The following is a 14,778-nucleotide window of genomic DNA, read 5'->3' on the forward strand; positions in this document are numbered from 1 at the left end:
CGGCCTATTCCGCGGGATCTATAGGGACAAAAAGCCATCGCTCCCCTTGGCCGCAACCGGTATAATGCGCGACCCGAATTTTTCCAGGTGTTCAAAATGCAGCCGGTACCCAACCTTTTCTCCTATCCCCGCTATTGGGCCGAGTGCTACGGCACGGCGCCCTTCCTGCCCATGTCCCGCAAAGAGATGGACAAGCTCGGTTGGGACAGCTGCGACGTCATTCTGGTGACGGGGGATGCCTACGTGGATCACCCGAGCTTCGGTATGGCGGTCATCGGCCGCATGCTGGAGGCGCAGGGCTTTCGGGTCGGCATCATCGCCCAGCCGGACTGGTCATCGAAGGATGACTTTATGCGTCTGGGCAAACCGAACCTCTTCTTCGGAGTGACCGCGGGCAACATGGACTCCATGATCAACCGCTACACCTCCGATAAAAAGCTGCGCCACGACGACGCCTACACCCCGGGGGATGTGGGCGGCAAGCGGCCGGATCGCGCCACCCTGGTCTATACCCAGCGCTGCAAGGAGGCCTTCAAGGAGGTGCCGGTGGTCATCGGCGGCATCGAGGCATCCCTGCGCCGCATCGCCCACTACGACTACTGGTCCGAGACCATCCGTCGCTCCATCCTGCTCGATGCCAAGGCCGATATCCTCATCTACGGCAACGCCGAGCGGCCGCTGGTGGAAGTGGCCCACCGTATCGCGGCGGGGGAGACCATCGACACCATGCAGGATATTCGCGGCACCGCCGTCATCCGCAAGGAGCCGCTGCCGGGCTGGAAAGGGGTGGATTCGAGCAAGCTCGACCAGATTGGCCGCATCGATCCCATCCCCAACCCCTATATGGAAGGGGCGCCCTGCGCCGATGACGCCAGCGAAGCGGCACCCGCCGCGCAAGAGGCCAAACCCGTACTGGTGCAGCCGGCCAAGCCCAAGCCGTGGGAAAAAACCTATGTGAAGCTGCCGGCGTTCGAGCGGGTGAAAGAGGACAAGGTGCTCTACGCCCACGCCTCGCGCATTCTGCACCACGAGACCAACCCCGGCTGCGCCCGCGCCCTGTCGCAGGCCCACGGCGATCGCATCGTCTGGGTCAACCCGCCCGCTTTCCCGCTGGAAACCGAGGAGATGGACGGCGTATTCGGCCTGCCCTACCAGCGGGTGCCGCACCCGGCCTATGGCAACGAGAAGATCCCGGCCTTCGAGATGATCAAGACCTCGGTCAACATCATGCGCGGCTGCTTTGGCGGCTGCTCCTTCTGCTCCATCACCGAGCACGAAGGGCGCATCATCCAGAGCCGCTCGGAAGAGTCGATCCTCAAGGAAATCGAAGATATCCGCGACAAGGTGCCGGGCTTTACCGGCGTCATCTCGGATCTCGGCGGCCCCACCGCCAACATGTACAAGCTGCGCTGCAAGAGCCCCAAGGCCGAGCAGACCTGCCGTCGCGCCTCCTGTGTCTGGCCCACCATCTGCCCGCACATGGACACAGACCACAGCCCGACCATCAACCTCTATCGCAAGGCGCGCGACCTCAAGGGGATCAAGAAGATCCTGATCGCCTCCGGCGTGCGTTACGACATCGCGGTGGAAGATCCCCGCTATATCAAGGAGCTGGCCAAGTACCACGTCGGCGGCTACCTCAAGATCGCGCCGGAACACACCGAGGAGGGGCCGCTCTCCAAGATGATGAAGCCGGGCATGGGCAGCTACTACCAGTTCAAGGAGCTGTTCGACAAATACTCCAAAGAGGCGGGCAAGCAGCAGTACCTGATCCCCTACTTCATCTCCGCCCACCCGGGCACTACCGATGAAGACATGATCAATCTGGCGCTCTGGGTCAAAGAGAACCGCTTCAAGCTCGATCAGGTGCAGAACTTCTACCCGTCGCCGCTCGCCAACGCCACCACCATGTATTACACGGAGAAAAACCCGTTAAACAAGGTGAGCCGCACCGGTGGCGATGTGTTTGTCGCCAAGGGCGAGCGCCGTCGCCGCCTGCATAAGGCGCTGCTGCGCTACCACGACCCCGCAGGCTGGCCGATGATCCGCGAAGCCCTGCTCGCCATGGGCAAGGGCCACCTGATTGGCAACGGTCCCGGCTGTCTGGTGCCGGCGGAAGGGCGCAACGAGCGTGCCGCCAGCGGCAAGGGGATGAAACCGGCCCTGACTCGCCATAGCAACATCAGTCACCAGCGTGGCAATGGCACAGGCAACAAGCCGACCGGCGGCAAGCCGGTGGGCTCCCAGCTGCACAAAGGCGCGGCTAATGGCAAACCGGCCGCACAGGGTGAAGGCAAGAGTGCGGGCCAGAATGCAGGTAAAAGCAAACCTGCCGGAAAACCCGCCCATAAGGGGAAAACCCCGACCCGCGCAGGTTCCTCCAAGCCAGGTGCCAAACCCGCAGCTCAAGGCGGCAAGCCTGCGGCTAAAGGAAATGGTGGCAAGCGACCGGCGCGGTAATACTTCCTGATTGGAAAGCGATAGAAATAAAAAGGCGACCAGATGGTCGCCTTTTTATATTGCTGTTGAATAACATTATTTGGCAAGGTGGTTCTAAAAGCTATTGAATAGATGTGAGGAGTTAACCAAAGTAAAATTCACAATAACATGAAGAAAGATTGGCAAGAATATAATTATATGGAGTTAAGTATTTTTGCATCAAGCCCATCTAAGCTTTTACTCTCTATTATTTGTAAATATTCAACATCACTTTCAACAAATGAGTCAATAATGTTTTTGTAATGTAGTTTACGCTCTCGGCTCATTCTCATACCAAAAACGACTTGGACTAAATTGCCTGGGAAATCGAATAAACCATATTTTTCTTCAACATAACGCCATTCTTTTTCGTACTCCCAAGCGGGAGTTTTTGTGCTGATAGCAGCTCTGAAAGTATCATCTTCAAAAGATACTCTTTGAATATTAGGCATGCCAGTATGAGGTGACATAATGACAATTTCATTCTTAAATTCGTTGTTAAATGATGGTTTTTCTCTAGCATAAATAACTGGTAAGCAATGCCTAGGATCTGATAGCTTACAATCATCCTCTGTGTTAAATCCAAATGCTATACCTTGATGATTCGCCCCATAATGGGCCCACATCAATTCATTAGAACAGGTCTCACTTAGACTAAATATTCCTACTGAGGATATACGCTTACGCATATCTTTAAAAATTTTTTCAGGTCTCGAAAGCTCTACCCCATGTTCAGAATATAAGGCTCTCATTGCTTTAACTTTTCGCTCATGGTTCAATTTTTTAAAACGCTTTAGCCATTGCTTTGTTTCTCGTTCACTCAATGAAAAAAGCTGTTTTGGGGGCATCCCATTGAGAAGGGGGGCTACCATACCCATTAACTGTCCTTGTTCTAAAATCCGGATGTTTTTAGCTTCCCAATCTAGGGGGATTTCTCCAATTCGACATTCTAATGGGTCATTTAACTGTGATGGTGATGAAAGCCAAACTTGTCTGTTTTTTATTAAATCTTCTGTTCGAGTAGAATCATCTCTATATTTAAATAATATTTTAGGTTTTATTTTACTATCTTTGCTCATTTATAAACCCCATATTTATTTTCCTTCCCTACTTTATAATAGGAAAGCTAGTTTATAATTTGAAAAATACACTGTCACTTGAGTATCATCGTTTCTAATATACGCCGCTGATTCGCGGCGGCAGAAAATCATTGCGGCTCAACAGGTGCTGAATAGCTATTGTAAGCCAAATGAAGCTGCTCAGGCGAGCCTTAAAGTGGCATAACAATCCAAAAGAATATTTGGGACACGCAGGTTTTTGACTGTGGCTAAGGACTGCTCTGGACTTGAGAGGTCACAGTTGAGGAATACGCCATGACCACTGCTCGTTTAGGTCAAATCAGTTTGCAAGATACGCCTTACTACCATGTATAGTCGGTGAAGGCTTTCTTATTCTGTAAGGATGCTAATTCCGGTCGGCGAATGGTATGTGTCCCAGCTTGCTTTTTGAAAATTATTTATTCCATACGTTAACAGTGGCTGCATCATAAATTTCAAATCTCTTTTTAGGAAATGCCTCGCGCCACATTTCTACCTTATTCAATATCTTTTTATTATGTTCTTGCTCAAGGTCGCCAAAAACTCCGATAAAAATAGTAAGCTTGTTATTATTCTGGTTTATAAAGTCAAAAACATGATTGTCTTCATCTCTGATTGAATGACCAAATATGAATAAAGTACCTGTAATGCTTTTTAATGACGAAAATGTTCTAGACAAATAACCATTCTTTTTGATTCTTGCCAGTTTGTGGCTTGTAGAACCTTCAGATATGAAAACAGGGAATTTATCTTTTGCAATAGAAGCTTGGACTTGTTCAGCAAGGGGAATACCAGTACTGGAGTAAGATAGTTTCTCTATATCTGAACCATCACTAAAAATGTGCATAGCACCGTGTATATAATAAACAGACTGCCCTTGTTCCATGCCAATTTCCCAATGGAGTGATGTGTCTCTTTCCTCAGGAGGACGATATTCATCTTGATATGGATGTCTAAAACCGTCATCACACTTCAATTTCTGGTCCGGTATATCCATAAAATGCATGTAAACCCAGTACAAAAGGAGATCATAATTGAATGTATATATCTTCCCTCCGTCGAAATTCATTAGAAACTCACGACAGCTATTATATTGTCGATCTGTGATTTCTGATGGTTTAGGTGGGTGGGCCTTACTTATCACATGAATTAATGTTTGTTTTAACTCTTCAATATCATTGCTAATGTGGCCAGATATAACTCCATCTATATCATAATGCTGTATTATATCAAGAGTCTCGAGAAGACGCCGCATAACAAATTCGAAGTCATACGTGCCGATAGATCTAAATAGATCCTTCATCCTTTCTGACTCAATGTTTTCCGATAATGTTTTATAATTAAAAATTTTAGGGAATAGTGATATGCTAAAACCATTACCTAACATTAAGTGTTTTTTAGCATTTCCAGCTATAGCTAAACATTCAGCAAAGCTCTTAATTTCCATTTAATATCTCTCAAATATATTGAAACCAAACTTTAAAGCTAAAAATTTGGGAGGAAAATCTGGCCCCCTTTTTTGAGCAAGGCGTAATTCTACTAAAGCACACGCTACCGCCCGTGGATTACAGCTTCCAATATGCTCCCTTGATCTGCGCTGGCAGCAACCCATCGCAGCTCAACAGGTTCTGAATGGCCATGGTAAGCCAAACGAAACTGCCGAGGCGAGCCTTTAAGTGACATAACCATCAGAAATTAATCATTTTTTGCGCTTGATCAGCAAATGGAACCGGAAGGCGGCTTTATAGCCATATCCCGCTTTGGCAAGCAGGGAAGGGGAGTGAATAGGGGCGACCTGCTGGTCGCCCCTGGTGATTGCCATATCCGGCGTGCGAAGGGTTAGCCGTTATAGCCGTAGCAGCGCTTGAGCTCCTCGAAATCGTAGTAGTGGCTGCCGCTCTGGTAGGGCTGGCAGCCCGTTTTAAAGGCGATCTCCTTTTCGTTGTAGAGCATCTTGACCAGCACCTGCCGCTGCCCGTTCTGGTAGATATCCCACTGAATATTGGCGGTATAGGGGGAGACCCAGCCGCCGCGCCACTCGTTGTTCTGCTGGCTGAACAGCTGATCCGGGCTGGCCCCCTGACGGCTCCCTTCCAGCTTCATCAGGGCGGCGAGGGGGATAATGGCTTCGGCGTGGGCAAAGCGCAGGGTGGCCCGTCGGCTCTGCTCACCTTCCACCACCTGACGCTGCACTTCGCCAAACAGGCCGTCGAGCAGCGGCTGGGCAATGGCGTAGGGGGCGCTCTGGTTGGCAAAGCTCGGCCCCTTCTCGTAGAAATCTTCCGCATCGGAGAGGTAGGAGAACCAGGCAGACTCTTGTGGGGTGAGGAACTGCTCCAGCGCCCAGGGCTCGCTGCCCTGTGCCTGCGCTTCGCGGATCATGCCGGGGCCGATGATAAAGAGGTTGTAGAGCATCAGGGCGGCATCCACCTCGTCGCGCACATAGGTCATGCCGCCATCTTCCGGGTTGACGGCGACAAACTCGACGCCGCCCGCCAGATAGTCGACAAACCCCTTGCTGTAGATACGCTCCAGCATGCTGCGGGCCATCTCTTTGGTCTTGCTCAGGTTTTTAAGCTGCTCCAGCGCCCTGGCCAGCTCGGGGGCCGGGGCGATTGCGGCATCTTCGTCGCCGATAAAGCGCTGGTAGCTCTCATAGGCGGGCAGGTAGCGGGCGTAATCCCCCTCGGGTGTGGTCTTGTGGAAGTAGAGCTCGAATTTGTTGACCAGCTTTTTGTCGATTTTCGAGGGGTCATCCTGTGTGAGGTAGCACTGCGCCGAGTCGCTGACATAGTTCACGTCGCGCTTGAGGCTCTCCATAAAGTAGAAGGCGCTTTCGTTGGCCCTGTCCTTGCCCGAGGTGACCACCTTGATGCAGTGGGGCTCGCTGCTGTTGAGCAGGGTCGGCAGCCGCGCCGCCAGCCGGGTGGCGAGATTGGCGTGCTCCTCCTTGCCCAGCGCCGAGAGCAGGCCATAGCCCAGTTTCTGGTTGGCGGCCGTCACCAGATCGACCTTGCCTCCCAGCCCCTGCCCGAGGGTGGTAAGCGCCCCCTGACGCTGCGCCTCTTCCCAGACCAGCTTGGTCAGCACGTCATATTTCGGGCTGGAGAGGGAGCGCGAGCCGTGGCGCGCCACCATCTCGGTAAAGACCGGGCTGAACCCCTGAGGCGCTGACTCGTAGCTCTCCGCCTGCTGCTGCGGGCTGTAGACCGCTTTGGTGCTGTATTGGTAGGCGGTTTTGCCCTGGCTGTCGGCAGACGATTCGTTCTCTGACTGGCAGCCGCCAAGCAAGACCAGCGAGACGGCCACAGCCACATAAGAAGAGCGCGGGAAAGTCATGATGTTCCTTATCTATCCATATGAAAAATAAGTGAAAAACTCTATAGTTTGAAAATGACCGCGGGATGTCAGCCAGATGACAGGCTGATGACTTCTGATAAAGCAGTAAGCAAGGGAAGGGAGAGAGGATAGCTATAGGGAGGGCAATAGAGGCTCAACCAACCACTGCGCCGGTCACGGCAGAGTGGTCAGTTAGCGCGTTTGGGATGGGGCCTTATTGTCTTACCTCCTGCCCCGTCATCTTGAGCCAAAGGGGGGGCAATTAAAGGTTGCCAATTAAGGGTTGCTCAATACCACGCCAATAAGGCATCGAACATGCGGGTATGGGTCACTTGCAGGTTTGCCGCCTTGGTAGAAATGGCTGCGCTATAGAGCTGGACGCCGGGTTCGTTATGACTCTGCACCAGATAGTTTTTATGGCGACAGGTTCCATAGAGGGAGAGGCTTTTGCTCGCACAGTGGCCGAGAAACAGCACCCCACCAAGGCCGAGCATCAGGCCACATATATCCAGCTGATTGATATCCATCAGGTTGACGGCGGGCAGGGCAAATTGAGCCTTGGCCTGCTGCGCGAATTCATAGAGTGACACGGCAAACATGGCGCCACAGAGCAGCAGTTTGAGGCGGGCGAGGCTGGTGAGTTTGGTCTGCATTATTTCCGGCGAGATAAAATAGAGATTCTCCAGATGTCGCCTCTGTTCCTTGATAAGGATCCCGCGCACATTGACATCAACCTCGACCTGGGTTGATTCGCGATAGACCAATCCCTGTTTTTCCCACTCGTCCGCCAGCATGGCAACCAGCACCGGATAGACGACAATGGCCAGGCCGCAATAGATCGGCAGCGCATGATATCCGCTGGACATCAGTCCAACTGACAATATTGCGAATATATAGGGCGACAAGGCTTTGAGTGCAATTGATGATTTCATCGTTATACATCCATAAATAACGCGTTTTATAAGTGCCGATAGCGCACAGGCAATAGTGGCCGCGCCAATAAGCTGCGGCCAAACAGGGCGTTGGTCAGCGGTAATCCATTCCGGCAAATAGTCTGCAACAGCCCTTTGCACGGCAACAGGTAGAAGAGCGCCATAGTAAGCCAAACGAGGCCACTCTGACAGTGACCCGGATGACATAAATCTGTGTGCCGCCGTCGAAATGAAATCATATTCTGTCGCTACCCCGGTTCCTTTATGCAAAAAGCCCCGAGAGCTGGCGCTTTCGGGGAAGAGGAAAAACATCGACAAGGAATTACAAAGGCATTGGGGTCACACCTGAACCGGATCAGGCATCGACATAGAGCACCTGACCGCTAATAAAGCCATCGACGGAGCGCTCAAACGCCTTGCCGACCAAAGCACCCGGCACCGGCTGGAAGCCCGGCATCATCTCGCCATATACGTCCCACGCCTCTTCCAATACGGTCGGGTTGACCACATTGATGCGAATGCCGCGGGGCAGCTCGTGGGCCACGCACTGGACAAAGGTATCGATGGCGCCGCTGGTGGTGGCATCGGCAATGGCCAGCGGGATCGGCTTGATATTGAGGATGCCGGAGATCAGGGTGAAGGAGCCCCCCTGATTGATGTAGTTGAGGCCGATATTGACCAGATTTATCTGCCCCATCAGCTTGCTCTGGATGGTGGTTTGCCACTGCTCGTCGCTCATCTCGCCAAAGGGGGCGTATTCGCAAAATCCTGCGGTATTGACCACCGCATCGAAGGAACCCACGTTTTGGTAGAGCCGCTCGATAGACTCTCGGCTGGTGATATCCACCTGAAAATCACACCCCTCGCCGGAGCGGCTGGCGGTAATGACCTTGTGCTTGCCCAGACCGCTGAGGGCGGCTTGCCCCATTTTCCCCTGAGCACCAATCAGAATGACAGTTTTCATCGTTAACCTCGCTTTGCTGGAAGAGCTGCAAGGTTAGAGAGCCAATGATACAATGTAAATAATGGGTAATTTGTATGTGATACAACTGAAATTGGTGAGGTGAGGGTGGAGAAGATCGATATCAGGCAGATGCGGGTGCTGGTGCTGCTGGTCAGATACAAGAGTGTGTCGCGGGTGGCTGAGTTGCTGGAGATCTCCCAGCAGGGGGTGAGCAGCCATTTGAAAAAGCTGCGAGATCTTTTTCCCGCCGAGCTGTTTATCCGCCAGAGCGCCGGGTTGCAGCCGACCGATTACGCCTGCGAGCTGGCCGCCAGGTTCGAGCAGATCCTGGCCGATATCGACGGGGTCTTTGTGGCTGCCCCCTTCGATCCCGCCAACAGCCAGCGCACCTTCAGGGTGATGGCGAACGAATATGCCCAGCTCGCCATTATCCCAAGGCTGGCGAGCGCCCTGCGCACTCAGGCGCCCTCCATCCGGCTCGATGTGGTGGACTTTCAGGCCGAGCTGCATCTGGAGGCGCTGGCCAGCGGAGAAGTCGATCTGGTGATTGGTTTTGATGCTTATCTCGACCCGGGGTTGCTGCGCGCCACCCTGCGCCGGGATCACTACTGCTGCGTGCTGCGCCGCGACTCCCGATATCTTCCGGACAACGCCCCGCAGGATCTGGCGGCCATCCCCTTTGTGCAGTTTGCCAACAGCGTCGGCAATTTCGAAGGGCAGATGAGCCCGCAGCAGGTTGCCAGCGCGGCGGTGGCGACGCTCCCCTGTTACACCTCGCTGCAAGCCTTTATGTCGGTCAATGACGTGGCGGCCTGCATTCCGTCGGCCATCGCCGCCCTCGGCGATTTTCGTGTGCTGGAGCTGGCTGGGGCGCTGCAGCCGTTCGAGGTGGTGGTCGGCAGGCATCGCAAAAGCCAGGGCAATCTCGCCATCGAGTGGCTGGCTGATGTAATCAAGTCGGTCAGCGATCTTGCCATGCCCGGATAACGTCGCCGTTTGCACAGAACGGCCGCCACCAGCCAGCGCGCTAACGGCAGGCTGGATCTACGGGGAAAATCCTGCGATGGTGCGGGCAGTTATCCGCTTGTCCCGTTATCGAGTGAAAAGGAGTTGAGATGCGCATTGCCATGATTGGTCTGGGAGATATCGCCCAAAAAGCCTATCTGCCGCTGTTGGCGAGCGACGAGCGGATCACCCCGCTGCTCTGTACCCGCAATCCGGCGGTGCTGGAGAAACTCGCCCGCCAGTACCGGATCGCCGAGTGCTTTACCGATGTGGCAGCCCTTCTGGCCAGCCGCCCCGACGCCGTGATGATCCACGCCGCCACCGCCGTTCACCGCGAGCTGGCCGAGCAGTGCCTGCGTGCGGGGATCCCCACCTTTGTCGACAAGCCCCTGTGCGACAATCTGGCCGAGGCAGAAGCGCTGGCCAACCTCGCCATCGCGCAAGATTGCGCTCTCTTTACCGGCTTTAACCGCCGCTATCTGCCCGCCATGGCCGAGGCCCGCGCCCAGCCGCTCACCGAGCTTAACTGGCAGAAACATCGCTTCGCCCTGCCGGGCAAGGCGCGGGATTTTATGTTCGACGACTTTATCCATGTGCTCGACAGCCTCTGCTTCTATGGCGGCGTGCCGGATGGCGACTTTCATGCGGTATTGCGCCCCTGTGTGCAGGACAACAGCCTGCTGGCCGGGGTGAGCGTCAGCTGGCAGAGCGGCGATCGTGCCATCAGCGGCAGCATGAACCGCAGCGCCGGGATCACCGAGGAGCGCATCGATGCCTACGGCGACAATCTCTCCCTGCACCTTGAGAATTGCACCCGCGGCAGCATCGCCCGCGACAAGCAGGCGCAGATGCTTAGCCCCAACGACTGGCAGCCGGTGCTGGCCCAGCGCGGCTTTGCTGCCATGCTGGAGCACTGGTATCAGCAGATTGAGATCGGCAAGGCGGATAGCGAGCTGATCGCCTCCTACCTGCACGGCCACCGGCTGGCGGAGCAGTTGGTGGCGCTGGCTGACAAGCGGGGATAAGGCCGGCTGAAAGCCTGAGGGATGTGAATACGAGGTGCGCGAAGATAGCGCACCAAACACAACGGGGGGCCGCAGTTGCGGCCCCCCGTTGTTATGGGATGAGATGCATGGGATCAGATGCACTTCACCGGCTTGGGCAGGCCACCAATCTTGGTCGCCTGTTTGGCTGGGCCTTCCGGGAACAGCTTGTAGAGGTAGCGGCTGTTGCCCTTCTCGGGGCCGTACTGTTTTTCCATCGCCTTGACCAGCGCGCGGATGGCGGGGGAGGTGTTGAACTCCAGATAGAAGGCGCGCACAAAGCGCACCACTTCCCAGTGCGGCTCCTCAAGCGTGATCCCCTCCTGCGCAGCCAGCACCAGCGCTAGCTCCTCGCTCCAGTCGTTGCTGTTGAGCAGGTAGCCCTTGGCATCGGTCTCGATGAGTTGGCCGTTGAATTCCAGCTGATGTTTTTCGGACGCAGACATGAGGGCTCCTCGCTAATGGGGCTATCAGGATTGGGCGGGCATGGTAGCGCCTTGATCCCCGGTGAGCAACCGGCTCTCGTTGGCCAGATGCAGCAGCTGATCCGCCAGCTCGCTGATCAGGTTGAGCTGCTGGGTCAGCATCAGCTGCTCCTCGCTGCTGTCCGGACTTATCACCGGACACTGACCGCCGATGGAGCTGGAGGGGTTGCCTGCCAGATGACCGGCGGCCTGCTCCAGGGTGTGGCAGATGTGGTGGCGCACCTCATCCAGCCCGCTGATAGCCTCCAGCTTGTCGCGATGGGCCCCCAGCGCCGAGATATAGGAGAGCAGGGCGTGGTTGCGCCAGGTGAGGGTAAAGCAGAGATCGAGGAAGCGGCGGCGCTTTTGCGGCTCCACCAGCATGCTCTGCCAGGCGGTAGCCAGCTCGCTGTCCGCCAGATGGGCGCTCTTGCGCGCCACCCGATAGTCGATGGACTCGTCCCGCTGCTGCTTGAGGCTTGCCAGCACCGCCGATAGGTAGCGGGCGTTGGCCGAGAGCGAATTGGCGATCAGGGTCGGCAGCCGCTTGTACTGCCAGTCCGGCCAGAGCCAGGCCACCAGCCCGTAGGAGATCAGGCAGCCGAGCAGGGTGTCGAGTAGCCGTGGCCCGAGGATCGCAAAGCCGATGCCATCGAGCAGGTTGAACGCCATCAGCACGTAGAGGGTGATAAAGCAGACCGCGGCGCTGTAGTTGTTGCGCACCTGAGTGAAAAACAGGAAGGCGGCGAACCCCATCACCACCAGCTGGACGTGCAGCTCGGGGAACAGCCAGAGCACCGGAATGCCCACCAGTATGCCGGCGAAGGTGCCGAGCATCCGCTGCACCAGTCGGCGGCGGGTGGCGCTGTAGCTGGGCTGGCAGACAAACAGCACGGTCAGCAAAATCCAGTAGCCCTTTTCCAGATCAAAGGCTTGCAGTATGCCGTAGCCGATCACCAGCCCGAGTGACAAACGCAGCGCATGGCGAAACACCATGGAGTGCAAGGTGAGGTGCTGCTTGAGCTGGGTCAGCAGCGGCAGGCGGGGCGGGCGCGCCAGCGCGGGCAGCTCCTGCTCTGGCTGCTCGGGGTTTTGCAACACTTCGGCGCTGCCCAGCAGCTGGTTGATGCTGGCCAGATTGCGGCGCAGGAACTTCATCGGCGTCAGCAGGGTTTTCGGGTAGTGCTGCTTGAGATTGGTGAACTCCAGCTGATCGCCAAGGGCCTGCAGCGTCCAGTGGATGCGCTTGTTATGGGCGTAGGGCTTATGTACCAAAATGGCGTAGCCGAGCCGCTGACACGCCTCGGAGAGTTGCAGGAACACCTCCTGAAATCCTTCCAGTACTATGCCTTGCTTGAGCTCCGCCTCCAGCCGGCTGTAGGGGTAGTGGCTGGAGGTGGCGCGCTCGTGAATCTCCAGCGCCAGCAGGTAGAGGCGCAGCAGGCTGGCAAGCTCGGGGCTGGCTGGATGGCGGCGGCTCAGGCGGGCGTTGAGGGCCGACTTGGTGAGGGTCAGCGCACTCACCAGATTGATATTGAGCTGGGCCAGATTGTGGCGAATGGCCTGGGCGCCGTGCTCGTCAGCCGGGAAAAAGCGGGATTTTTCCAGCAGGTAGCGACCAAGGGCGAAGTAGCTCTGGGCCAGCTGCTCGTGCAGGGTTTTGTAGGGCAGCAGCCAGAGCCAGATGAACGAGACCAGCCCGTACCAGAGGGCACCAGCGCCGAGGGCCAGCGGCTGGTAGAAGAGATCCGGCGCCTTGGCGGCACCCAGCATGGTGTAGATGGCGATGAGTAGCGAGCCGAAGCTGATGGTGGCGTAGCGAGCGCCGAGTGCCCCTACCATCACGAAGATAAAGGTGGAGCTGGCGAGCCCGATGGCAAACAGCCAGGGGGTGGGGTAGAGATACTGCACGCACAGGGACGCAAACATGAAGCAGATGAGCGTCATGGCGAGGTTCTTGAGGCGCCCCCACAGGCTGTCGTCGGTTTCGGCGATGGCGCCCGCCACTACTCCGAGGGAGAGCAGCACGGTGAGCTGGATATTGCCGGTGGCCAGGGTGAAGGCGAGCAGACCGAGAATGGCCAGCAGCACCTTGAGAGCGAAGTAGATATGACTATCGGTCAGCAGTCGGCGTAACAAACCGGAGAATTCCATGGGCATGCTAGGCACCACCCTTGAGCGAAGCAAAATCGATGTGACTATCAATCAGCAGTCGGCGCAGCAGGCCAGAGAGATCCATCGGCATGAGACAGGTGAAACCCTTGATCGAAACGAGAGCGAGATAGTAACCCGCCAAGCGCGAAGTGGCCCTGATCCAAATCAGGGCCACTTCGCTTCATATCCTTGATTTACAACTTATCCTGACAAAAATCGGCGCCAATAAAAACCCCGCCGAAGCGGGGTTTTTGATTAGTTGCGGTTGCCGCCAAGCAGGCTCAGCAGGCTCAGGAAAATGTTGTAGATGGAGACATACAGGGTGACGGTGGCGGAGATGTAGTTGGTCTCGCCGCCGCGTACGATCTGCTGGGTAGTCAGCAGGATGGCACCGGAGGAGAAGAGCATGAACATGGCGGACAGAGCCAGGCTCAGGGCGCTCATCTGCAGGAAGATGTTGGCAATCATGGCCACCAGCAGTACCCAGAAACCGACGAACAGCATGCCGCCGATGAAAGAGAGGTCACGCTTGGTGGTAAGGGCGTAGGCCGACAGACCAAAGAAGGTGAGCGCGGTGCCACCGAGGGCCGTCATCACGATCTCGCCACCACCATTGTTCATGTACATGTTGATGATGGGGCCCAGGCTATAGCCCAGCAGACCGGTCAGGGCGAAGGTGAAGACCAGACCCATGCCGTTGTTGCGATTCTTCTCGGTCAGGAACATCAGACCGTAGACGCCGATCAGGAACACGGCCCAGTGCAGCGGCGGCATGTTCATCACGGTAGCGACCCCCGCCACTACGGCAGAGAAGCCCAGAGTGAGGGAGAGCAGCATATAGGTGTTACGCAGCACCTTGTTGGTATCGCGTACGGCACTTTGGGTGCCAGTGTAGATAGAACGGGTATCCATCTTGGGTGTCCTCTTGATGTCCGGGTGAGACGGCGAGCAGCTGCCTCGTGATCGCTGTTTGTTACTGCATGTTTACGCATTGTATGTAGAACAAATAGGGATGACGAGGAACAATTTCAAGCCACCTGCCATTTTGCTCCCGCACACTATCCCACAGGAAATATGTATTGCATATGAACAAGGGCTTAGCGTAGTATGCACGCCGTTCGGAGGGGTGGCAGAGCGGCTGAATGCACCGGTCTTGAAAACCGGCGATGGGCGACCATCCGTGGGTTCAAATCCCACCTCCTCCGCCATATTCAAAGAGAAAGCCCAAGCGATTCAATCGCTTGGGCTTTTTTGTATCTGCCGTATCTGGTATTTCAACTGACACGTCACATGGACGATAAA

At 55.6% G+C, this 14,778-nt stretch carries 11 protein-coding genes and 1 tRNA gene; 4 read left to right on the forward strand and 8 right to left on the reverse strand.

Annotation, left to right across the window (positions count from 1 at the left end):
* Positions 1-96 precede the first annotated feature (96 nt).
* Positions 97-2,460, forward strand: coding sequence for a YgiQ family radical SAM protein (locus tag ACTG2U_RS19105; protein ID WP_439974941.1), 2,364 nt, complete (start codon positions 97-99; stop codon positions 2,458-2,460).
* 173 nt (positions 2,461-2,633) lie between these two features.
* On the opposite strand, the gene ACTG2U_RS19110 is transcribed toward ACTG2U_RS19105, so the two are convergent.
* The 5 genes from ACTG2U_RS19110 to ACTG2U_RS19130 all read right to left on the reverse strand — a co-directional run bounded on the left by ACTG2U_RS19110 (position 2,634) and on the right by ACTG2U_RS19130 (position 8,810).
* Entirely contained in the window at positions 2,634-3,557 is a 924-nt protein-coding gene (locus ACTG2U_RS19110) for a DUF2971 domain-containing protein (RefSeq protein ID WP_439974942.1), read from the reverse strand.
* Positions 3,558-3,990: 433 nt separating this feature from the next.
* Positions 3,991-5,022, reverse strand: coding sequence for a DUF4917 family protein (locus ACTG2U_RS19115; RefSeq protein WP_386892783.1), 1,032 nt, complete (start codon positions 5,020-5,022; stop codon positions 3,991-3,993).
* A 392-nt stretch (positions 5,023-5,414) separates the two neighbouring features.
* Positions 5,415-6,914 (reverse strand): histidine-type phosphatase, encoded by a 1,500-nt coding sequence (locus tag ACTG2U_RS19120; RefSeq protein WP_439974943.1) that lies wholly within the window; start codon positions 6,912-6,914, stop codon positions 5,415-5,417.
* Between the two features lie 287 nt (positions 6,915-7,201).
* Positions 7,202-7,780 (reverse strand): hypothetical protein, encoded by a 579-nt coding sequence (locus tag ACTG2U_RS19125; RefSeq protein WP_439974944.1) that lies wholly within the window; start codon positions 7,778-7,780, stop codon positions 7,202-7,204.
* A gap of 421 nt (positions 7,781-8,201) precedes the next feature.
* Positions 8,202-8,810 carry a short chain dehydrogenase gene (locus tag ACTG2U_RS19130; protein ID WP_005347588.1) on the reverse strand — a complete coding sequence of 203 codons (609 nt, stop codon included), beginning with the start codon at positions 8,808-8,810 and terminating at the stop codon, positions 8,202-8,204.
* A 105-nt stretch (positions 8,811-8,915) separates the two neighbouring features.
* Here ACTG2U_RS19130 and ACTG2U_RS19135 point away from each other — a divergent pair, with 105 nt between their 5' ends.
* Entirely contained in the window at positions 8,916-9,797 is an 882-nt protein-coding gene (locus ACTG2U_RS19135) for a LysR family transcriptional regulator (protein WP_439974945.1), read from the forward strand.
* Positions 9,798-9,925: 128 nt separating this feature from the next.
* A complete protein-coding gene (locus tag ACTG2U_RS19140; protein ID WP_302245361.1) occupies positions 9,926-10,840 on the forward strand; it encodes a Gfo/Idh/MocA family protein in 915 nt (304 codons plus the stop codon).
* A 113-nt stretch (positions 10,841-10,953) separates the two neighbouring features.
* On the opposite strand, the gene ACTG2U_RS19145 is transcribed toward ACTG2U_RS19140, so the two are convergent.
* The 3 genes from ACTG2U_RS19145 to ACTG2U_RS19155 all read right to left on the reverse strand — a co-directional run bounded on the left by ACTG2U_RS19145 (position 10,954) and on the right by ACTG2U_RS19155 (position 14,388).
* Complete coding sequence (locus ACTG2U_RS19145; RefSeq protein ID WP_019446869.1) at positions 10,954-11,304, reverse strand: TusE/DsrC/DsvC family sulfur relay protein; 351 nt, start codon at positions 11,302-11,304, stop codon at positions 10,954-10,956.
* Between the two features lie 24 nt (positions 11,305-11,328).
* A complete protein-coding gene (yccS, locus tag ACTG2U_RS19150) occupies positions 11,329-13,482 on the reverse strand; it encodes a YccS family putative transporter (RefSeq protein WP_302245360.1) in 2,154 nt (717 codons plus the stop codon).
* Positions 13,483-13,731: 249 nt separating this feature from the next.
* Positions 13,732-14,388, reverse strand: a complete 657-nt coding sequence (locus ACTG2U_RS19155; RefSeq protein WP_005338308.1) for a Bax inhibitor-1/YccA family protein — start codon at positions 14,386-14,388, stop codon at positions 13,732-13,734.
* Positions 14,389-14,596: 208 nt separating this feature from the next.
* Here ACTG2U_RS19155 and ACTG2U_RS19160 point away from each other — a divergent pair.
* Positions 14,597-14,684 (forward strand) — tRNA-Ser (locus tag ACTG2U_RS19160).
* Positions 14,685-14,778: the final 94 nt, after the last annotated feature.

The sequence above is a fragment of the Aeromonas sp. 95A genome, from assembly GCF_051919235.1.
GTDB lineage: Bacteria > Pseudomonadota > Gammaproteobacteria > Enterobacterales > Aeromonadaceae > Aeromonas > Aeromonas veronii.